The sequence below is a fragment of the Micromonospora sp. CNZ322 genome, from assembly GCF_007827755.1.
The window spans coordinates 141,296-162,014 of record NZ_VITD01000015.1 but is presented as its reverse complement, the minus strand read 5'-3'; the positions used below and the strand labels follow the sequence as shown (position 1 = coordinate 162,014).

General features: G+C 70.8%; 18 protein-coding genes. 7 read left to right on the top strand and 11 right to left on the bottom strand.

The genetic code is table 11. The features are described 5' to 3' along the window. Window positions 1-479 precede the first annotated feature (479 nt). Window positions 480-1,328: a 1,4-dihydroxy-6-naphtoate synthase gene (locus FB453_RS28155; protein ID WP_145795144.1), complete on the top strand. Its 849-nt coding sequence runs from the start codon at window positions 480-482 to the stop codon at window positions 1,326-1,328. Here the strand turns inward: FB453_RS28155 and FB453_RS28150 are convergent. Beyond that, window positions 1,289-1,675, bottom strand: a complete 387-nt coding sequence (locus FB453_RS28150; protein ID WP_074316242.1) for a cold-shock protein — start codon at window positions 1,673-1,675, stop codon at window positions 1,289-1,291. The two genes, FB453_RS28155 and FB453_RS28150, sit on opposite strands and share 40 nt — an antisense overlap. Window positions 1,676-1,702: 27 nt before the next feature. Next, on the bottom strand, window positions 1,703-2,326 hold the full coding sequence (locus FB453_RS28145) for an HAD hydrolase-like protein (RefSeq protein WP_145795100.1): 624 nt from the start codon (window positions 2,324-2,326) through the stop codon (window positions 1,703-1,705). 83 nt (window positions 2,327-2,409) lie between these two features. Between FB453_RS28145 and FB453_RS28140 the strand changes: the two genes are divergently transcribed. After that, window positions 2,410-4,893 (top strand): helicase-associated domain-containing protein, encoded by a 2,484-nt coding sequence (locus FB453_RS28140; protein WP_145795098.1) that lies wholly within the window; start codon window positions 2,410-2,412, stop codon window positions 4,891-4,893. Between the two features lie 24 nt (window positions 4,894-4,917). Here FB453_RS28140 and FB453_RS28135 read toward each other — a convergent pair whose 3' ends face one another. Both FB453_RS28135 and FB453_RS28130 read right to left on the bottom strand, forming a co-directional pair. Beyond that, window positions 4,918-5,154: a hypothetical protein gene (locus FB453_RS28135; protein ID WP_091395293.1), complete on the bottom strand. Its 237-nt coding sequence runs from the start codon at window positions 5,152-5,154 to the stop codon at window positions 4,918-4,920. A 96-nt stretch (window positions 5,155-5,250) separates the two neighbouring features. Further along, window positions 5,251-6,129: a L,D-transpeptidase family protein gene (locus tag FB453_RS28130; RefSeq protein WP_112602139.1), complete on the bottom strand. Its 879-nt coding sequence runs from the start codon at window positions 6,127-6,129 to the stop codon at window positions 5,251-5,253. Window positions 6,130-6,301: 172 nt separating this feature from the next. On the opposite strand from FB453_RS28130, the gene FB453_RS28125 reads away from it, so the two are divergent. Next, entirely contained in the window at window positions 6,302-7,981 is a 1,680-nt protein-coding gene (locus FB453_RS28125; protein ID WP_091395299.1) for a DNA repair helicase XPB, read from the top strand. A 299-nt stretch (window positions 7,982-8,280) separates the two neighbouring features. Here the strand turns inward: FB453_RS28125 and FB453_RS28120 are convergent, their stop codons facing one another. Then, window positions 8,281-8,490, bottom strand: coding sequence for a winged helix-turn-helix domain-containing protein (locus FB453_RS28120; protein ID WP_145795096.1), 210 nt, complete (start codon window positions 8,488-8,490; stop codon window positions 8,281-8,283). Window positions 8,491-8,975: 485 nt separating this feature from the next. On the opposite strand from FB453_RS28120, the gene FB453_RS28115 reads away from it, so the two are divergent. Next, a complete protein-coding gene (locus FB453_RS28115) occupies window positions 8,976-9,233 on the top strand; it encodes a hypothetical protein (RefSeq protein WP_112699944.1) in 258 nt (85 codons plus the stop codon). 10 nt (window positions 9,234-9,243) lie between these two features. Here FB453_RS28115 and FB453_RS28110 read toward each other — a convergent pair whose 3' ends face one another. Continuing rightward, window positions 9,244-9,816: a TetR/AcrR family transcriptional regulator gene (locus FB453_RS28110; protein ID WP_145795094.1), complete on the bottom strand. Its 573-nt coding sequence runs from the start codon at window positions 9,814-9,816 to the stop codon at window positions 9,244-9,246. Between the two features lie 89 nt (window positions 9,817-9,905). Here FB453_RS28110 and FB453_RS28105 point away from each other — a divergent pair, with 89 nt between their 5' ends. Together FB453_RS28105 and FB453_RS28095 are read left to right on the top strand one after the other, a co-directional pair. Next, the gene (locus tag FB453_RS28105; protein ID WP_145795091.1) at window positions 9,906-10,277 is read left to right on the top strand and encodes a DUF4267 domain-containing protein; all 372 of its coding nucleotides are present in this window, start codon (window positions 9,906-9,908) and stop codon (window positions 10,275-10,277) included. A gap of 552 nt (window positions 10,278-10,829) precedes the next feature. Beyond that, window positions 10,830-14,924 carry a hypothetical protein gene (locus FB453_RS28095; protein ID WP_145795089.1) on the top strand — a complete coding sequence of 1,365 codons (4,095 nt, stop codon included), beginning with the start codon at window positions 10,830-10,832 and terminating at the stop codon, window positions 14,922-14,924. Window positions 14,925-14,937: 13 nt separating this feature from the next. Here the strand turns inward: FB453_RS28095 and FB453_RS28090 are convergent, their stop codons facing one another. From FB453_RS28090 to FB453_RS28080, 3 genes are all read right to left on the bottom strand, one after another. After that, the gene (locus FB453_RS28090; protein ID WP_145795087.1) at window positions 14,938-15,660 is read right to left on the bottom strand and encodes a hypothetical protein; all 723 of its coding nucleotides are present in this window, start codon (window positions 15,658-15,660) and stop codon (window positions 14,938-14,940) included. 159 nt (window positions 15,661-15,819) lie between these two features. Then, entirely contained in the window at window positions 15,820-16,782 is a 963-nt protein-coding gene (locus FB453_RS28085; RefSeq protein WP_145795084.1) for a zinc metalloprotease, read from the bottom strand. 159 nt (window positions 16,783-16,941) lie between these two features. Continuing rightward, on the bottom strand, window positions 16,942-17,694 hold the full coding sequence (locus FB453_RS28080; RefSeq protein WP_112585824.1) for a TIGR03089 family protein: 753 nt from the start codon (window positions 17,692-17,694) through the stop codon (window positions 16,942-16,944). Window positions 17,695-17,835: 141 nt separating this feature from the next. On the opposite strand from FB453_RS28080, the gene FB453_RS28075 reads away from it, so the two are divergent. Further along, complete coding sequence (locus FB453_RS28075; RefSeq protein WP_145795082.1) at window positions 17,836-18,855, top strand: hypothetical protein; 1,020 nt, start codon at window positions 17,836-17,838, stop codon at window positions 18,853-18,855. An 18-nt stretch (window positions 18,856-18,873) separates the two neighbouring features. Here the strand turns inward: FB453_RS28075 and ligD (FB453_RS28070) are convergent, their stop codons facing one another. Together ligD (FB453_RS28070) and ligD (FB453_RS28065) are read right to left on the bottom strand one after the other, a co-directional pair. Then, window positions 18,874-19,788 carry a non-homologous end-joining DNA ligase gene (gene ligD, locus FB453_RS28070; RefSeq protein WP_145795079.1) on the bottom strand — a complete coding sequence of 305 codons (915 nt, stop codon included), beginning with the start codon at window positions 19,786-19,788 and terminating at the stop codon, window positions 18,874-18,876. Beyond that, on the bottom strand, window positions 19,778-20,719 hold the full coding sequence (gene ligD / locus FB453_RS28065) for a non-homologous end-joining DNA ligase (protein ID WP_145795076.1): 942 nt from the start codon (window positions 20,717-20,719) through the stop codon (window positions 19,778-19,780). Before ligD (FB453_RS28065) ends, ligD (FB453_RS28070) begins: the two co-directional genes overlap by 11 nt.

Below are 20,719 nucleotides of genomic sequence, written 5' to 3'. Positions count from 1 at the left end.
GGCCCGCCTGGGCCTGGGCCCGGGGCCCGCCTGGGCCTGGGCCCGGGGCCCGCCTGGGCCTGGGCCCGGGGCCCGCCTGGGCCTGGGCCCGGGGCCCGCCTGGGCCTGGGCCCGGGGCCGGGGCTGGGGCTGGCCTGGGTCCGGGACTCGTCTGGGTCTGGGTTCCTAGCCTGCGAGCTCGCGCCCTTGGCCCCAGCTCCGGACCACGGTCAACGACTCTGGGCGATTCGTTTACGACATCAGCTCCAAAGGGAGACTGGGGTGGGTGCTCGACCCTGCTGGGCCGGTCGTTTCCACGCGCTGTTCCGCCCGACGGCGTCCGCCGCAGTTCGTGCCGCCACCGCGATCCGACGCAGATCACAGTCCCGAATCACACTCCCGAATCACAGCCCCGAATCACAGCTGCGCGTCACGGTCGCGGATCACAGTCGTGGGGTGGGCGCGGGCCCCGAACGGAGGGCGGGGGCTACCGTGCGGGTGTGGCGCTCTCCCTGGCGATCTCGCCCTGCCCCAACGACACGTTCGTCTTCCACGCGCTGGTGCACGGGCGGGTGCCCGGCGCGCCGCCGGTCGAGGTGACGTACGCCGACGTGGACGTCACCAACACGGCGGCCGAGCGGGGCGCGTTCGACCTGGTGAAGGTGAGCTTCGCGGCGCTGCCCTGGCTGCTCGACGACTACCACCTGCTGCCCTGCGGCGGCGCCCTCGGTCGCGGTTGCGGTCCGCTGGTGCTCACCAGGGGCGACCGTGACGGCGGGCCGGACCGCACCGACCTGACCGGCGCGACGGTGGCGGTGCCGGGCGACCGGACCACCGCGTACCTGCTGTTCCGGCTCTGGTCGGCCGGGCGACCGCCGGCCCGGATCGAGGTGGTTCCGTTCCACGAGATCATGCCGGGCGTGGCGGCTGGGCGCTACGACGCTGGGCTGGTCATCCACGAGGCCCGGTTCACCTACCACCGGCACGGTCTGAGCGCCCTGGTCGACCTGGGCGAATGGTGGGAGGCCGATACGGGCCTGCCCATCCCCCTCGGCGCGATCCTGGCCCGGCGCGGGGTGGTCGACCCGGAGGCCGCGGCCGGCTGGATCCGCGAGTCGGTCCGGCAGGCCTGGGCGGACCCGGCGGCCAGCCGGGAGTACGTGCTGACGCACGCTCAGGAGATGGAGCTCGACGTGGTCGACCGGCACATCGGCCTCTACGTCAACGAGTTCACCGCAGACCTGGGCGAGGCCGGTTTCGCCGCGGTGGCGGCACTGCTCGACCGGGCCGCCACCGCCGGCCTGGTGCCTCAGACCTCCAGCTCGCGGGCCACCGCGTGGACCAGCTGAGCGATCTTCTGCGCGGCCTTCTTGTCCGGGTACCGACCCCGGCGCAGGTCCGGCTGGACCTTCGCCTCCAGCACCTTGATCATGTCTTCGACCAGGCCGTGCAGCTCCTCGGCCGGCCGACGGCGCAGCTCTGCCATCGACGGCGGCGCATCCAACAGCTTGACCCCCATGGCCTGCGCGCCCCGGCGGCTGTCCACCACGCTGAAGTCGACCCGCTGGCCACCCTTGAGGTCGGTGACACCCGCCGGCAGCGCCCCCTTGGGCAGGAACACGTCGCCGCCCTCGTCACTCGTGACGAAGCCGTATCCCTTGGCCGTGTCGTACCACTTCACTCGACCCGTAGGCACCTGAAAACCCCTGCTTCACTTGAGCCGCTACTGCTCCAAGGCTAGCTGGATCATCCCGTCGAGCGCCGCTGGGAATTCAGTGAGCTCGTCCAGCACCACTTCCGCGCCGGCCGCGCGCAGCTCGTCGGAGGAGCAGGGGCCGGTTGCCACACCGATGCCGGGCACCCCGGCCGCTGCCGCCGCCACCATGTCCGCGACATGGTCACCGACGTAGTGGGTCGCGCCGTGCTCCCGCAGAGCGGTCGCCTTCTGCTCGGCGAACAGGTCGCCGGCCAACTCGTCGACAGTGAGACCGAGGTGGTCCAGGTGCAACCGGGCCAGCCGGCCGATCTTGGACGTGACGACAAGCACCCGGCCACCCTGCGCACGGATCGCGTCGATGGCCTCCCGCGCGCCGGGCAGGAGAAGCGTCGGGGTGATCGCGTACGCCGGGTAGAGCTCGCGATACACCCGCACGGCCGACTCGACCTGCTCCGGCGGGAACCAGTGCGCGATCTCGGTACGCAGCGGCGGCCCGAGCCGGGACACCGCCAGTTCCGCGTCGACCGGCACACCGGTCCTCGCGGTCAGCGCCCGGTACGCCGCGGCGATGCCGGGGCGGGAGTCCACCAGGGTCATGTCGAGGTCGAATCCGACGGTCAGTGCGGGCATGTCGAGAAACGTACCGGCTACTCCCAGTCGACCGGACGTCCGAGGGGCGCGGAAGCCCGGTACCGGGCTAGCGTGGAAAGACGATGACCACCTCACTCGCCGACCACCTGCGGTCGCTGCCCGACGAGTCACTGGCCGCGCTCCTCCAGCTGCGGCCGGACCTCGTCGTGCCCGTGCCGGCCGACGTCTCCGCCCTGGCCATCCGGGCCCAGTCCCGGGTCTCCGTGGCCCGCGCGCTGGACGGTCTGGACCAGTTCACCCTTCAGATCCTCGACGCCGCCCGCCTCACCCGGAGTCCGGACGACGCCACCACGGCCACCGACACCGTGCTCGCGATGGCGACCTCGGGGCCGCAGCCGCCGGCTCCGACGGCCGTCCGGGCCGCCGTGGGGCGACTGCGTGCACTCTTCCTGCTGTACGGCCCGGAGCACGCGCTCCAGGTGCTGCCCGCCGTCGACGAGGTCTCCCCGTACCCCGCTGGGCTCGGCCGACCGGCCGCTGAGCTGGACCCGCGCACGGCCGCGCTCTGCGCGGACCCGGCGAAGCTCCGACGGACGGTGCTCGCCGCCCCGCCCTCGGCCCGGGCGATCCTGGACCGGTTGGCGGCCGGCCCGCCGGTGGGCAGCGTGCCGCCGGGGGCGTTGCAGGCCCCGCCGCTCGGTGCGGAGGACCCGGTCCTGTCCGACCCGACCAACGGGGGCGCCCCGACCGGCTCCCCGGTGCGGTGGCTCGTCGACAACCGGTTGTTGGTCCCGGTGACGACCGGTTCGTCCACGGCCAGCGGAACGGTGGAGCTGCCCCGCGAGGTCGGCCTGCTGCTGCGCCGCGACAGCGGCCCGCTCGGGCCGCTGCGTACCAGCCCACCGCCGGTGGCCGCCGCGCCGCGCGAGCCGAAGGCGGTCGACTCGGCCGGGGCCGGGCAGACCATGGAGGTGGTCCGGCACACCGAGGGGCTGCTGGAGCAGCTCGGCGACGAGCCCGCGCCGGTGCTGCGTTCGGGTGGCATCGGGGTACGGGACCTGCGCCGGTTGGCGCGTACCGCCGGGCTGGACGAACCGACCACAGCGCTGCTGCTGGAGGTGGCGTACGCGGCGGGGCTCCTCGGTGAGCTGGAGATGCCCGGTGCGACCACCGGCCGGTACGGAGCGGATCAGCAGGTGCTGCCGACCGGCGGGTACGAGGTGTGGCGGGCCGCCTCGCTGGCCCAACGGTGGGAGCAGCTCGCCCGAGCGTGGCTGACCATGACCCGGCAGGTGGGGCTGGTGGGCCGCCGTGACGACCGGGACCGGCCGATCACCGTGCTCTCCTCGGAGGCCGAGCGGGCCAGTGTGCCGGCCACCCGACGGGCGGTGCTCGGCGTACTCGCCGATCTGGAGCCGGCGACGGCACCCACCCCGGAGGAGGTGCAGGAGCTGCTGGACTGGCGGGCACCGCGTCGCAGCCGGGGCCGGGACGCCGCCCACCGGGAGGTGCTGGCCGAGGCCGCACAGCTGGGCGTGACGGGGCTGGGGGCGCTCACCTCGTACGGTCGGCTGCTGCTGGGGGATCTGACGTCGACCAACGAGCGGGGTGACGACCCGCTGGGCGTGCACGCCGACGTCGAGAGCGGCGACCCGTCCAGTGCCGCTCGGGCGCTGGACGCCCTACTGCCCGCACCGGTCGACCATTTCCTGGTGCAGGCCGACCTGACCGTGGTGGTGCCCGGCCCACCCGAGCCGGCGCTCGCCGTCGAGTTGGAGGCGATGACCGAGCTGGAGTCGGCCGGCGGGGCCAGCGTGCACCGGGTCACCACGGCGAGTGTGCGGCGGGCCCTGGATTCCGGCTACACGGCCGACGATCTGCACGACGTGTTTCGGCGCCGGTCACGTACCCCGGTGCCGCAGGGGCTCACCTACCTGATCGACGACGTGGCCCGTAAGCACGGCGGGCTGCGGGTCGGCCTGGCTGGGGCGTACCTGCGCAGCGACGACGAGACGCTGATCAGCGAGGTGTTGGCCGACCGGCGGCTGGAGTCGTTGGCGCTGCGCCGGCTCGCGCCGACGGTGCTGTGTACGCAGTACCAGGTTGGTCGGCTGCTGGGCGCTCTGCGCGACGCGGGGTACGCCCCGGTGCAGGAGGACGGCACCGGCAGCACGGTGCTGGCCCGGCCGCGGATCCGGCGGGCCCCGCCCCGGGTGTCGGTGACCACCCGGACGATCGACCCGCTGGCCGCCCCGAAGCTGCCCATGCCCCGGCTGCTCGGCGTGGTGGAGCACATCCGGCGAGGCGACGCGGCGGCGCGGGCGGCCCGACGGGCACCGGCGGTGGTGCGCGGCGGTGCGCCGGGGCTGGGCGGCGGCCCGGTGCCGGCGCACACCCACAGCGAGGCCCTGGCGGTGCTCCAGCAGGCGGTCCGGGACAAGGCGCTGGTCTGGGTGGGTTACGTCGACGCGCACGGGGCGACGGCGTCACGCCTGCTCAAGCCGGTCTCGATCGGTGCCGGCTACCTGCGGGCCGAGGACGAACGGACCGAGATGCTGCACACGTTCGCACTGCACCGGATCACCGCGGCGGTGGTAGCGGACTGACCTCCACCGCGCGGGCGCCGTCGGTCAGCGGCGGCTGCGGCGTACGGTGCCGACCACCGAGATGATCAGCAGCAGCGCGAAGCCTGCGCCGGCGGATTCCCCGACAGAGTCCACGAAGCCCTGTTGGAGCACCAGCCAGCCGAAGAGGAACCACCCGAGGAGGAGCGTCGCCGCGACGGCGTACGCGATCACCGTTGCTCGGGACACCTCGTCGGGTGGTGCGTGCTCATGCTCCGCGATCACGTCACGGTCGACCGTCATGCCCAGCCTCCCCGCCGGTCCGGCACTGGACTCCAAGGGTGACACTCGTTAGTCCGGTCGGACAGGGGGTTACCGCCGCGATTCGCTCCGTGTCACTCAGGTGCCGGGGCGCCGGCCGATGAGCACCACCCGGGTGCCGACCTTGCCGAGCTCCCACATCCGTACGGCGTCGGCGTGCAGCAGGTTGACGCACCCGTGCGAGCCGATCGACTTGTCGTGCAGGTAGGTGGTGGTCTCGTGGAAGCCCATCCCCTGGGTGAAGTGCTGCCAGTACGGCAGCCACACCTCGTACGGGTTGGACCACTCCTTGGGGTTGCGGTAGTTGACGGCGTACGTGCCGGCCGGGGTGCGGTAGCCGGACATGCCGGTGCGGGTCACCGTCGGAGCCATGATCACCTTGCCGCCGCGGAGCGCCCAGACGGTCTGCCGGGTCAGGTCCACGCAGAACGTGGTGCCGGTGCCGGCCTTGCAGCGGGTCGTGTCGGTGGTGGCGAGGCGCTGGGCCACGTCGAGGGTGGTGGGTCCGGCGCGACCCTCGACGGGGCGAATGCCGTACCTCTTCTGGAACTTCTTGATCGCCGCGCAGTCGGCGGCGGACTGCCGGCCGTCCACTGTCACCGCCCCGAACCCGCCCAACCGGGCCAGGTGGGTCTCCACCGCCCGCTGGTGCTGCCCCTGGGGGCAACCGGCGACGGTCGGCGTACCGGTGCCGGGGGTTTTCGTGGGTGCCGGGCGGGTCGGCTTCGGCGTGGGTTTCCGGGAGGGTTTCGGGGTGGGCGAGGCCGGGGTGGGCCGGCCGTGCTGGTCGGGCCCGGGTGTGTCGCCCGCCCCCGTTGCCTGTTCCGCGGCACCGGCTGGGGCGGCTCCCCCGCCACCACTCCCGCCGGACTGCGGATCGAACGCGCACGCTCCCGCGCCGACCAGCACGACCACCACGAGGGCAACCAGCCGGGAAGTGATCCGGACATGCTTCATGGGCCCTCCCCAGACAGTCGTCCCTTTACTAGACGTTCGTGAGTGCCGTCACGGTTGCGCCCGGTGAGCATCTTTCTTCCGCAGTCCCGCATCGTGCAACACTGGATGGTCGGCCAGCAGCGGGTATGCGACCCGTTCGGGCCGGTCGGCCAACCGAGGAGAGGACGCTGGCGTGAGCGGTGGACCACTGATCGTGCAGTCGGACAAGACCCTGCTGCTGGAGATCGACCACCCCGACGCGCAGGCCTGCCGGATGGCGATCGCGCCGTTCGCGGAGCTGGAACGCTCGCCGGAGCACGTGCACACCTACCGGCTGACCCCGCTGGGTCTGTGGAACGCCCGCGCGGCGGGCCACGACGCCGAGGGTGTCGTGGATTCGCTGCTCAAGTACTCCCGTTACCCGGTGCCGCACGCGCTGCTGGTGGACGTGGCCGAGACGATGGACCGGTACGGCCGGCTTCAGCTCGCCAACGACCCGGCGTACGGGCTGGTGCTGCGCGCACTGGACCGGCTGGTGCTGATCGAGGTGGCCAAGAGCAAGAAGCTCGCCGGGATGCTCGGCGACAAGATCGACGACGACACCATCCGGGTGCACCCGTCCGAGCGTGGCCGGCTCAAGCAGGCGCTGCTCAAGCTGGGTTGGCCGGCGGAGGACCTGGCCGGTTACGTCGACGGCGAGGCGCACCCGATCGAGCTGGCCGAGGCCGGCAAGGACGGGCGCAAGCCGTGGACGCTGCGGTCGTACCAGCGGGAGGCCGTCGAGGCGTTCTGGGCCGGCGGGTCGGGGGTGGTGGTGCTGCCCTGCGGCGCCGGCAAGACCCTGGTCGGCGCGGCGGCGATGGCCGAGGCGAAGGCGACCACCCTGATCCTGGTCACCAACACGGTCGCCGGCCGGCAGTGGAAGCGGGAGTTGATCGCCCGTACCTCGCTGACCGAGGAGGAGATCGGCGAGTACTCCGGCGAGCGCAAGGAGATCCGCCCGGTCACCATCGCCACGTACCAGGTGCTCACCTCGCGGCGCGGCGGCGCGTTCACCCACCTGGACCTCTTCGGGGCCCGCGACTGGGGCCTGGTCGTCTACGACGAGGTGCACCTGCTGCCCGCGCCGATCTTCCGGTTCACCGCGGACCTCCAGGCCCGCCGCCGGCTGGGCCTGACTGCGACTCTGGTACGCGAGGACGGCCGCGAGGGTGACGTGTTCAGCCTGATCGGGCCCAAGCGGTACGACGCGCCGTGGAAGGACATCGAGTCGCAGGGCTGGATCGCACCGGCCGAGTGCACCGAGGTCCGGGTGACGCTGACCGACGCGGAGCGGATGTCGTACGCGACGGCGGAGGCGGAGGAGCGCTACCGGATGGCGGCGACCGCCCGCACCAAGCTGCCGGTGGTCAAGGCGCTGGTCGACCGGCACCCGGACGACCAGGTGCTGGTGATCGGCGCGTACATCGACCAGCTGCACCAGCTCGGCGAGTACCTCGACGCGCCGATCATCCAGGGCTCGACCACCAACAAGGAGCGGGAGCGGCTGTTCGACGCGTTCCGGTCCGGTGAGTTGCGCACCCTGGTGATCTCGAAGGTCGGCAACTTCTCGATCGACCTGCCCGAGGCGGCGGTGGCGATCCAGGTGTCCGGGACGTTCGGGTCACGCCAGGAGGAGGCGCAGCGGCTCGGTCGGGTGTTGCGCCCGAAGGCCGACGGTCGGCAGGCGCACTTCTACACGGTGGTGTCCCGGGACACGATCGACACGGAGTACGCGGCACACCGGCAGCGCTTCCTCGCCGAGCAGGGCTACGCGTACACCATCGTCGACGCCGACGACGTCCTCGGCCCGAAGCTACCGACCGTCGACTGACCCGCGCGCGGCCTTGATCGACTCGGTTTTCCGGCCTTGATCGACTCGGTTTCCAGGAAGTCGCGGTGTCCGGGACGCTCCGATGCCCCGGTTTCCTGAAAGCCGAGTCGATCAGTGGGTTGGGCGCGGGCGCGGGGCAGGGACGAGGTGTCTCTCGCGCTCGCCATGGAGCTGATGCCGTAGACGAATCGCCCGTCCGGCGTGGACGGCGGCCACGGGCAACTCCGGTCGGCCGGCCTTCGCCCAGCGCACCCCGAGCGGGCGGCCTCACCCAGCTTGCTCCGAGTGGGCGGCGAGCGTCAGCGCTTGCGGGATTCCGCGACGAAGACCCCGCGCCCCGGACGGCCGACGAGCACGCCCTGTTTCCGCAGCTTCCCCACCGCACGACTGATCGTGGACTGCGAGACGTCGTACTCGTCTGCCAGCACGCGCCCGGACGGGAGCTGGGACCCAGGTGAATAGGTCCCGTCCTTGATCTTCTTCAGGAGATCGTCGAGCAGCTCGTCCATTGTGGGCGGGATCGGCACGTGGAGCCCCTTGCAGTCGGTTGGCTCGCTCAGTATTGATCAGCCGCTCCGACGCAGGCAACGCATGTAGCGCGAGTGACACAGGTGGGTAGATGACTCGGAGACGTTCTTGACATAGGTGACTCAGTGTCGGTAGCGTCGCTCTCGGTGATGCGGTGCTGCTGCGGTCGGTTGGCGCCTCTCGTACTGGTTTCGCATCGCTGCCAAGATCCGACCCGTCGAGACTCCACCCGCCGCGCTCCCCGGCGCGGTCCTGCCGCCGTACCCCCGAACGGCCGCGGGCGGGCGGTCTCCGCCGAGCGCAACCGGCGGAGACCGCCCCTCCACGTCGATTCCATCCGACGAAGGGCAGTCACCGTGCGCAACCTGATCCTTCGGCTAGCGAGCCGACGCGACGAACCATGTCCGACGAGAAGGCGGGACGAGTCGCCGCACCCAGGGCAGCTCCTCGAACGGCGCCGCTACCAATGAGCGACCGTTGGGTGATCCACCTGCCGATCACCGCACCTGACCTGCTGCGCGCCCGGATCTTCGCGCGTACCGCCGCTCGGGTGTTGGTCCGGCTCAGCGCGCGGGTCGAGCCGGGCGGGGTGACGGTCTCGGCGGAGGACCAGCAGGGCGTACGACATTGGGTTTTCTGTGATCGACCACTGCCCGGCGGCGCCCGGTGCGCCCTTCCCACCGACCACCTCGCGCCGTGCGCGCGACGACCGGGTCAGCCCTGACCGACGACGCTCACCGGGAGAAACGGTCGACCAGCACCGCCAGCCGGCGGTCGTGGCCCGGGCGGCGGAGCCGGCCGCTGCGCATCAGCGTGACCAGCCCGTGCAGGCCGCTCCAGAATGTCTCGGTGACCGTCTCCAGGTCGTCGTCCCCCGCCACTGGGCGCACCGTCTCGGCCAGTTCGGCGAAGCCTCGGGCCAGGTCCGTCGGGACGTCCTGAGTGGCGAACGGCAGGTCCACGGCGAGGGTGAACATCGCGTCGTAGATCGCGGGACGTTGCTCGGCGAACGTGACGTATGCCGCCGCGACGTCGGCGATCGCCTGCCGGGGACTGGGGGCCGAGGCCCGGGCCGTGGCCAGGGCGTTGGCCAGTTCGGCGAAGCCCTCGACGGCTACCGCCGCCATGATGGCGTCCTTGCCCTTGAAGTGGCTGTAGAGGACGGGCTGGCTGTACTCGATCTCGGCGGCGAGCCGGCGGGTGGTCACCGCGTCCCAGCCTTCCGCCAACGCCAGGTCGCGGGCTGCGGTGATGATCGCCTGCTCCCGTTCCGCCCGCTCGCGCTCCCGGCGCCCCTGTGTCGACATGACAGCCATCCTAGCACCGCTAGCGTTTCTGTCGATGCTCTGCTAGCGTCGCTCTCATATCTAGCAGCGCTAGGAATTGGAGCAGACTCATGCTGGCACCCCTCGCCTACGGGCTCGCCGTCGTACTCAGCCTCTTCGTCGCCTTCATCGGCGCACGGTTCCTGCTGGTGCCCCAGGCTGCGGCCGCCGGGTACGGCGTGCCGGCCCGCCCGGACGGTGATCCCGCCTACCTGACGGTCAAAGGGCTGAAAGACCTCACCTTCGGGCTGCTCGGCCTCGCCCTGATCGCCTTCACGACCGCCGACGCGGTCGCGTGGTTCATGCTCGTCGTCGCGCTCGTCCCGCTGGGCGACACCCTCATCGTGCTGCGGAACGGCGGGACGAAGGCCGTCGCCTTCGGCATCCACTTCGCCACCGCCGTCGTCGTCCTCCTCGACGCCGCCCTGCTGTTCGCCCTGTAACCGGACCTGGCCCCAAACCTGACCCCGCCCGTGTCGATCAAGAGGTTTGCGTCATCATCAGGCCGATCGATGACGCAAACCTCTTGATCAACGCAGTCGGTGGAGGGTGCGCGTGGGACGGGCCCGTCGGATCCTGTCCATTTGATATCGAGGAGCGCATGATGTGAGGGTGACTGCGCGGCGGGTAGCCATCCTGGTGACGTGTCTGGTGGTAGGAGCGCTCGGAGCAACCTTCGCGTTGAACCAGTGGGACCAGGCAGATCGAATCGCTACCGTGGCGTCGGCCCTGGCCGCCGTAGCGGCGCTAGGTGTGGCGGTGTGGGCGGCGTTGCCGGGCAGTAGCCCAGGCCACCGTGCCGGCAACACCGGCAGTGCCACCGCACGTGGGCTGGGCAGCCGAGCGAACAGTGGGGTGACGGGCTCGTCCACGATCGCAGGGCCAGCAGTAGCGGATCGCACCGGTGACGCTCAGGCCAGCAATGGCGGCAGCGCCAACAGCGGCCTGAACCTTCACCCCTGACATCGAGGCCCTGCGCGGCGGAAGGGCTCGCGGTGAGCTTGAGACGATTACCCGACGCATTGGCCCGCGAGACCGGCAACGCGACAGCTCACGGCGGCGGATTCGCCAACACCGGCGTGATCAAGGGGTCAGTCACCATCGCTTCGCGGCCTGTTGCCCGGTCGGCCTACCGCCAGCAGGTGCACCGCATCGCCCCATCGGATCTGCTGGACCGGGAACAGGAACTGGCCGAGCTCACGGCGTTTTGCACGCTGCCTGATGCCGCCAACTACCGGTGGTGGCGTGCGGACGCGTGGGCTGGCAAGTCGGCGTTGATGTCCTGGTTCGTTCTGCACCCGCCGAACGGGATACGACTCGTCTCGTTCTTCATCACGGCCCGATGGGCCGGACAGAGCGACAGGGTCGCCTTCACGGACGTGGTCATCGAGCAACTGGCCGAACTGCTTGGTGAGCCCATGCCGGCCCATTACACGGACGCGACTCGCGACCAGAGCTTTCTCGATCTACTCGACCGTGCAGCCGAGGCCTGCCAGACACGAGGCGAGCGGCTGATCCTGCTCATCGACGGCTTGGATGAGGATCGCGGATCGGACGCCCACAGTATCGCCGCACTGCTGCCCGCAACGCCGCCGGCCGGAATGCGCATCGTCGTTTCCGGGCGGCCGAACCCCCCGATCCCCACCGACGTGCCGGACAGGCATCCGTTACGCGATCCCCGGATTGTTCGACTACTGAACCGATCGCCGCAGGCGGAGGTGAACAGGGCAGACATGCTGCGGGAGTTGACCCGGCTGCTGTCGGGCGCTCCAGCCGAACAGGACCTGCTAGGTCTTCTCACGGCCGCCGGGGGCGGCCTCAGCGCCAACGACCTTGCTGAGTTGACCGGCTGGCCGGAATGGCAGATTGCAGACCACCTCAGCACCGTCGCCGGTCGCTCGTTCACACAACGCCCGAGCCGCTGGCAGCCCAACACCGGACCCGACTTGTACGTGCTCGGTCACGAAGAACTGCAGAATGCCGCAGTCGAGCGCCTTGGCCAGGCGCGACTGCGGGGCTACCGGCAGCGTCTACACGTCTGGGCCGACACCTTCCGCGAGCAACAATGGCCGGCCGGTACCCCCGAATATCTGCTGCGTGGCTACTACCGGATGCTGCTTGCCACCGGCGATGTATCCAGGTTGATCGCCTGCGCCGTGGACCCTCACCGACACGACCGGATGCTCGACATCACCGGGGGCGACACTGCTGCCCTCACTGAAATCACCACCGCTCAGGACGTCATTCTCGCCCAGCCCGAGCCTGACCTGGTGGTCATGGCTCGCCTTGCGATTCACCGAGACAACCTCGCGGAACGCAACGCCACCATTCCGACCGGGCTACCCGCGGTCTGGGCATCCCTCGGCCAGCCTGTTCGGGCCGAGGCATTGGCACGCTCCATCGACCAACCCGGTCGGCGGGCGTTGGCGTTGGCTGACCTCGCGATGACGGTCGCCAACGATGGCGACGTCGAGCGGGCTGGCGTGCTGGCCGACCGCGCCGAGGCGCTGATTCACTCCGTCGCTGATCCGCATCGGCGGGTGCAGGTATGGATCGCTTTGGCCGGGGCAGTTGCCCAGGCAGGCGACGCTGAGCGGGTTGGCAGGCTGGCTGACCGCGTCGAGGAGCTGGTTCGCGCGGCCGACCGCGCTGACTGGCAGGCGTGGGCGCTGACTGGCCTGGTCGTGGCGGTGGCCGCAGCAGGCGACACCGCGCGGGCTGGCGGGCTGGCTGACCGCGTCGAGGAGCTGGTTCGCGCGTTCGACGGTGCGGAGAGGCGTGCGCGGGCGTTGGCCGGACTGGCGGCGGCAGTGGCAGCGGCGGGCGACAGTCATCGCTCCTACACCCTGGCCTGCTCGATCGGTCAGCCTGAGCCGAGGGCGCGCGCATTGATCGCCGTGGTGAGGGCGGTGGCCGCAACCGGCGACGGCGAGCGGGCCGGTGCGTTGGCTGATCAGGCCGAGGATCTGATTCGCTCGCTTCCTGACCCACACCAGCGGGCGCAGGTATGGATCGTCCTCGCCGGGGCAGTCGCCCAGGCAGGCGACGCCAAGCGGGCTGGGGCGCTGACCGAGGGTGCCGAAAACCTGATTCATTCGATGGACCCGACTGACCGAGCGCAGGCGTTGATTGGCATGGTCGCGGCAGCTGGCGGAGCTTACGACTCCGAGCGGACGATTGTGCTGGCCGACCGGGCCGAGAGGGCAGTCATCTCGATGGTTCGCCCGGACAGAAAAGCGTGGGCGCTCAGTGAGTTGGCGAGGGCTGTCGCGGAGGCTGGCGACGCGGAGCGTGCCGTTGCGCTGGCTGACCGCGCCGAGGAACTGGCTCGTTCGGTCAGCGACCCGGACCGGCGGGGGCGGACGTTGGCCGCTCTGGCCCCGGCGCTGGCTGCGGCCGGCGACTTCGATCGGGCAGAGACACTGGTCCGATCGATCAGCGGTGGAAGGCTGGAGGCAGAAGCCTGGGCATCCCTGGTGCGAGTGATGGCTGCGGCAGGCGAAATCGAGCGGGCGGAAGGGCTGGTGCGTTCGATCAGCGGCCGTGACCGCCAGGAGCGGGCACTATGTGCGCTCGCGCCGGCGATGGCCACAGCGGGCGAAATTGAGCGGGCAGAGATGTTGGTCCGTTCGATCGCGAACCGCGACCGACAGGAGCAGGCGCTGTCTGCGCTGGTGCCGGCGATGGCCACAGCGGGCGAAATTGAGCGGGCGGAGAGCCTGGCTGGTTCGATCACCAACCAACGTTGCAGGGAGTGGGCCCTGAGCGCGCTGGTGCCGGCGATGGCCGCAGCGGGCGAAATTGAGCGGGCAGAGACGTTGGCCCGCTCAATTGGTCGCCGTCAGGGGCGGGCCAGAGCGATGACCGCGATCGAGGACACGGCGGCAGGCATGGCGGAGACCGCGGCCGCCGACGGCAACACGAAGCGGGCGGAAGCGATCATCCGCTCGATCAGGAGCCCCGACCGGCAGGCGTCAGTGGTTACCGCTCTTGCCCGACGGATCGCTGCGGCTGGCCAGATCGAACAGGCAGAAGCGTTGGTGCGGTCCGTTCAGCGTCCCAAGCAGCAGGCCGAGGCGCTCAGCGCAATGGCGGAGGCGGTGGCTGCAGGGGGCGACGCGGAGCGAGCGGAAGCGTTGGTCTCCTCGATCGACCGCCGCGACTGGCAGGTCCCGGCGTTGGCGGCTCTGGTAACGACGGTCGCCAACGCTGGTGATCCAGAGAAGGCGGGCACCCTGGCCGACCGGGCGGAAGAGTTGGCTCGGTCGATCAACCATCTGGACCGGCGTGCCCGGGTGATGGGCGTGCTGGTTGCGGCGGTTGCTGGGACCGGTGACATCGATCGGGCCACCAGGTTCGCCCAATTGATCGACAGCCCGGAGAGTCGGGCGAGAGCCTTGACCGCAATCGTGATGTCGAAGGCCGGGACAGGGTGCACTGAGCCCGTCTGGGCGCTTGCTCACCGGGCCGAGGAGCTGGTCCACCTCATTGAACGTCTGGACAGCCGGGCGCGGGCGTTGGCACGGTTGGCATTGGCAATGGCGGTGGTCGGCGATGCGGAGCGGGCCAGCGCGCTGGCTGACCAAGCCGAGGAAATGGTTCGTTCAATCAGCAACCGGAACCAGCGTGCACAGATTTCTCTCACGCTTGCGGAGATGGCTGTGGCAGGCGGCAAGATCGAGTGGGCCCAGAAGCTGGTCCGTTCGAATGGCCGCCCGGATCTGCAGGCGTCCATCTTGGCCGCGCTGGCAAGGACGGCGATGGAAGCCGGGAACGTCGAGTCGGCCAAGGAGTTGGCCCAGTCGATACGGAATCAGGAGCGGCAGGCGTCGGTGCTGACCGGGCTCGCCAAAACAGCGATGGCCAGCGGCGACACCGAGAGTGCCGAGAAATTGGCCCGCTCGATCGGAAATTCGGAGCGACAGGCAGCGGCGCTGGCCACGTTGGCAGAAATGGACCCTGCCCGTGGACGGATGCTCATCGCGTGGGCGTTCCGTCTAGGAAGCTGGACGACTCCGTTGAGGGCTCTGGTTCAAGTCCAGCCAGCTGCACTGACGGCGATCGCTGACGAATTCCTGGACCTCGCCTGAAAGACTAGATGCGCTACGACGTGGGGGGTGGGCAGCGGTCGGGGAGGGTGACCTCGCCGGGGCGGTGGTCGAAGGTGTCCATGGTGAACCACTCGTCCAGTTCCGGGTCGAAGAGGTTCTGCAGACCGAACTGCAACACCTGCCACCACCGGCTCGGGTCGTGCTGATCAACGTAGATGTCGCCGAGCGCGATCGGGAACCGGAAGAACTCCCCCGGCACTGTGGAACCGCCGACGACCCCGACCCGCCAGTGGTCCACGTGCCGGTCCTTCTCACCTTGCAGGATCTCCGGCCCCACATAGCGGGCTGTCTTCAGCTTGTCGTTGAAGATCTGCCGGTTGAAGAACCCCGGCACCTTGCTGCATGCGCGGGGCGGGAACAGCGGGATGTTCGGCCACCTGTAGGTGAGCGTGTAGAGCGTGTTCTCGTAGATCAGGTTCGTGAACCAGATCGGGTGGTCCGGGCCGCCGGCGGTCATCTGGCTGTTGCCGTTGCGGCCCTGCCAGGAGAACGGCACGTCGATGCCGAGGTCACGGACGATGTACCGGCCGGTGCCCTGAAAGTCGGCGGGGAGCAGCGGTGGGCGCGGCTCGCGCGGCTCGGGAACGGTCGGGCCGTCGGCCTGGGCCGCGCGGGGCAGCGGCGCCGCCGCCGGGCCGGGCGCGACCACACCGAGGGCGAACAGTCCACCGGCGACCGCCGCCATCAGTGTCCGACTTGTACGCCCCGACGCCATGTGTCCTCCGCCGATGAAAGTGCCAGATGCCTTCGGCGAAGCGTAGGAGCAGGCAGAACATGAGGATCGGCGGAACGAGCGGGCTCCACCGGAAGGGTGAAGCGGTCGGGGCCGACGGTTCGCCGCAGAGCGACCCGCCGGCCCCCGACTTTCAGTGGGCTATCCGGCCCCGCCGGCGCGGAACGCCACCCAGGCGTCGCTCATCCGGTCGGCCTGCCCGGCGGTGAACATGTTCATGCAGGAGTCCTGCGTGTAGTCCATGAAGTTGTGGATCGGGTCGAGCCCGGGCGCGGTGCAGGAGTCCGCGCCCACCGGGCAGTCGAACTGCGGCGCCGCCTCGCGCGGGGTGTCCGCGACGAAGTCGCCGGACGCGGAGCAGCCGTGCGCGAAGGTGTGCTCCAGCATCAGCCAGTGCCCGACCTCGTGCGTCAGCGTGTCACCCAGTGCGTACTTGCCGGCTGTACCGCCCGGCATCGACTCGTCGAGCATCACCACGCCGTCGATGTAGTCGCGCCCGTTGTTGTAGCCCTTCGGGAAGTACGCCCAGCCGAGCAGCCCGCCGCCGATGTTGGCCGCGTACACGTTCAGGGTCTCCGAGTCACCGGTGTACAGCGCCTTCTTCATGTCCCGCTCGTTCTTGCCCGGCACGACCGTGTACCAGGCGCTGTTCACCGTCCACGTCGTGTCGACGAGCGAGAACCGGAACGGAGTGTTGGAGGCGTCTCCGGCCGTGCGGCCCGCGAACGAGTCGTTGAGCACCGTCATCTGCGCGGCGATCAGGGTGTTCCACCTGGTCGTCTCGGCTGCGGTGAGCGGATGGTCGGAGATCATGTGGAAGACCGTCGGCACTGTGACACTGCCGTTCGGCAGGCGCGGCGCGTCCTTGATCACGCCGTAGGCGTTGGCTTCGTTAGTGGAGTACAGCTCCGGTTCCTGGGCGGTGGCGCCCTCGGCCAGCCGGCCGGCGCTGTGCGCGTCGGCGCCTGGCTCACACGCGGTGACGCCCGGGGAGGCGGTCGCTGGCGCGGCCGTGGCGAGCGCCCCGGAGGCACCGCCGGACGCCAGGAACGTCGCGGCGGTGGCGGTGAGGACCGCCAGTCGGAAGGTTTGTCTTCTGCGCATCGGTGCACCTTTCGATGAGGGAGGCGGTGCGGGGTCGATGACGTCGCTGTTCGGGTATGAGAACACGCCGACGGCATCGACAAAAGACCCTCTGAACAGGGCAGATGGCGATGTAACGGAACCGGATCGGCGAGCGCTGTTTGGGCGCTCCGGCGGGGGTCAGAGAACCCGGGTCACCTGTTCGGCGGCGACCACCGCGTCCCGCCGCGCCGGGTCGAGGTTGGCGCTGATGACCACTGACGCGCCGGCCGAGAGCGGCGCGAGCAACCACTTCAGCGGCTGCTCGGTCTCGGCGGCGTCGACCAGCAGCCGGTCGCCGGCGCGCAGGTCCAGCATCGTGGCGAACTCCTGGGCGAGCGCACCCCACTGACCGTAGGTGGTGCCGTCCGCTGTGGCCGGGTCCGACGGGTGGATGGCGGTGTGGTCGGGCGCGCCGTCGCCGTGCCGAAGCACCTCGGCGGACCAGTCCAACCAGCCCAACGGCACGTCGTCCAGCCGCCCCGGCCCGGTGCCGACGAGATAGCGGTGCGGCGCGTCCGGCACGTCCTCCAGCCAGTCGTCCTGCCGCTCCGGCGTCACGAAGACCGCATCGAACGGCCGGTCGCCGCCCGGTTCGAGCACCGCCAGGCCCGCAGTGGCGCGCGGTCGGAACGACACCGCCAGGCCCGAGGCCCAGGCGCCCAACAACACCGCTGCGGTACGCCAGTGCGGCGGCAGCAGGACCGCTACGCGGCTGCCGGGGCCGAGACCGCAGCCGTCCCGCAGCAGGCTCGCGCTGCGTGCCGCCCACTGGCCGACCTGCTGTGCGGTCAGGTCGACGCGCTCGCCGGTCGCCTCGTCGCGGTAGCTGAGCAGCGGACGCTCGGCCTCGACGGGCCGGGCCGCCAGGTTGGCCGTGACGGTTGGCTGCATCTCCACGCTCCCCGGGTCGACGTCGGCACCACAGTACTCAACGACTTTGGTCGCACCGGTCGTCGGCCGATGGCCGTATCGGCTGACCGGGTGGCCCGCGCACGGTGCAGGGAACCCCCGAAACGCCGCCGAGGAGCGCCCATGCCGACCGGACCCGAACCCGTCACCGCCGACCCTCCCGCCGCCCGTCTGCCTCTGCGCCGACGGCTTCTGCCGGTCATCGCGTTGCTGCTGCTCGCGCCGTGGGCGGCCGAGTGCTCGTGGGGTGGCTTCGCCATCGACGACTTCCTCCCGGTGCTGATCTTCCTGGGCCCGATGTACGGCGGCGCGGCGATCCTCATCCGGGAGACCGCCCGGCACCTCGGCGCGGGCTGGCCGACCATAGTGCTGCTCGCCGCCGCGTTCGGCGTACTCCAGGCCGGGCTGGTAGACCAGTCGCTGTTCAACCCCGACTACCTCGACGACACCCAGTACGCCGACACCCGTGGCGCCGCCGAGGCGTCCCTGGTGCCGGGGCTCGAATTCAGCCTCCGGCAGGCGCTCGACTACGTCGGCAACCACATCGTGCTGACCATCTGCGCGCCGATCGTGCTCATCGAGTCGTTCCTCGCACCGGAGCGGCGGCTCCGGCCGTGGCTGGGCCAGCCCGGTCTCGCCGTGGTCGGCGTGCTCTACCTGCTCGGCAGCCTGTTGATCTTCTCCGACAGCAGCGGCCGGAAGGACTTCCTGGCCAGCCCGCTCCAGCTGGCGTTCGCCGCCGTGCTGGTCCTCGCCCTCGTCGCGGTCGCCCTGCTACCCCGTTGGCGCCGCGCCGTCCCGCGTCGGCGCCGTCGGGTGCCGCATCCGCTCTGGGTGGGTCTGCTGATCGTCCTCGTCCGAATCGGCGCCGACCTGACGCCCGGCTGGGCGGGAGTGACCATCGCGCTCTCACTCGCCGCCGCCGCCGGAGGGCTGATCGCGTACTGGTCGTCGGGCAACGGTTGGGGGCAGCGGCACGTGCTTGTTGCCGGCACCGCGGGCCTGGTCAACGCCGCCGCGTTCGCGTACCTGGTGCCGCCGTACTCCCCGGCGAGCCCTGCCGCGGCCCTGGCCGGCGACGTCGCGGTCACCGTCATCACTGTCGCCCTGGTCGGCGGTGCCTGGTGGCGGCTGCGCCGTTGACGTCGGGCCTCGCACCCGTCACTGGGTGGGCAGTTCCGGGCCGCCGTCGAGCAGGGGGCCGAGCAGGTCGTCGTACTCCTCGACCCTTGCCAGGACCTCGGCGGCGGTGAACTGGCGGACGGCCGGCTTCCGGCCCCGCGCGCCGGCCTCGACCTCGTCCCAGGTCAGCGGCGTCGACACCGACGGCACCGACTGGGCCCGCAGCGAGTACGGCGCGACTGTGGTCTTCGCCGCGTTGTTCTGGCTCCAGTCGATGAAGACCTTGCCCGGGCGGAGGTTCTTCGCCATCTTCGACACGATCAGCTTCGGGTGGGCCTTCTCCAGCTCCTGAGCGATCCGCCGGGCGTAGTCGGAGACGAGGTCGGACGGCTGGGTGCCGGCGATCGGGCAGCAGAGCTGCATGCCCTTCTTGCCGGAGGTCTTCGGGTACGACTCGATGCCGTCGTCCGCGAGCCGGTCGCGCATCAGCACCGCCACCGGGCAGCACTCGGCGAGCCCGGCCGGCGGCCCCGGGTCCAGGTCGACGACCATCATGTCCGGGTGTTCGCCCACCTTCCACTGGGGTGTGTGCAGCTCCAACGCGGCCAGGTTGGCCAGCCAGACCAGGGTGGGCAGGTCGTCGGCGACCACGTAGTCGATGGTCTCCCGGCCCTTCGTCGACCCGGGCGCGGGTAGGTTTTCCACCCGCACCCAGTCCGGGGTCGCGGCCGGTGTGTTCTTCTCGAAGAACGACTTGTCGTCCACCCCGTTGGGGAAGCGGATCCGGGTGAGCGGTCGGTCGCGCAGGTGCGGCAGCAGCACCGGGGAGATCCGGGTGTAGTAGTCGATCACCTCGCCCTTGGTGAACCCGGCCGCCGGGTAGAGCACCTTGTCCAGGTTGGACAGCTCCAGCGCGCGACCCTCGACTTCCACTCGTAGCCGTTCAGCCGGCATCGTCGACCTCCTCCGGAGGCTTGTCCGGGCGCAACCGCAGCACCCGGGGGAAGCGCAGCCGGCCGTCGGGGGTGCGCTGGCCGTACTTCACCTCCACCACCACCTGGGGTGTTACCCAGATGGCGCCCCGCGCATCGTCGCGCGGCACACCCGGCGCGAACGGTGACACGCCGGAGCGCAGCGGCTCCAGCTCGGCGAGGAGCTGCCGCTCGATGGCCGCGCCGATCCCGCCGCCGACCCGACCCCGGTAGATCAGTCGGCCGTCCGGGCCGGGCACCCCGACCAGCAGCCCGCCGATCCGGCGGGCTCCCGGCCGCCAACCGCCGATGACGAAGTCGCCGGTCACCTCCAGCTTGACCTTCACCCAGTCGGGCGAGCGCACTCCCGGGCGGTAGACGGCCCCGATCCGCTTGGCCATCACCCCCTCCAGGCCGTGCTCTCCGGCCGCCTCGTAGGTGGCCGGCCCGTCGGCGAACATCGGCGGCACCGCCCACCGGAGGCCACCGAGCGCGAGCGCGTCGAGTGCCTCCCGGCGGCGCTCGTACGGCCAGCCGGTCAGGTCGTCGCCGTTCAGCCGGAGCAGGTCGAAGATCATGTACGTCACCGGCATGACCGCCGCCAACCGGGCCGCCTTGGCCCGGTCCCGGACGTGCATCCGCTCGGCCAGCGCGGTGAACGACGGCTGCCCGCCCTGGCCGAGCAGCACCACCTCACCGTCGAGCAGCGCGTCGTCGACCTGCTCGGGCAGGGTGGCCAACTCCGGGTACGCGGCGGTGATCTCCACGCCGGAACGGGCATACAGGTGCTGACCGCCACCTGAGATGTCGGCCAGAGCGCGGACGCCGTCCCACTTGAACTCGTAGGCCCAGCCGTCACCCGCCGGGAGCGGCCCGGTCATCGCGAGCATCGGCTTGAGCGGCGCGCCGGGCAC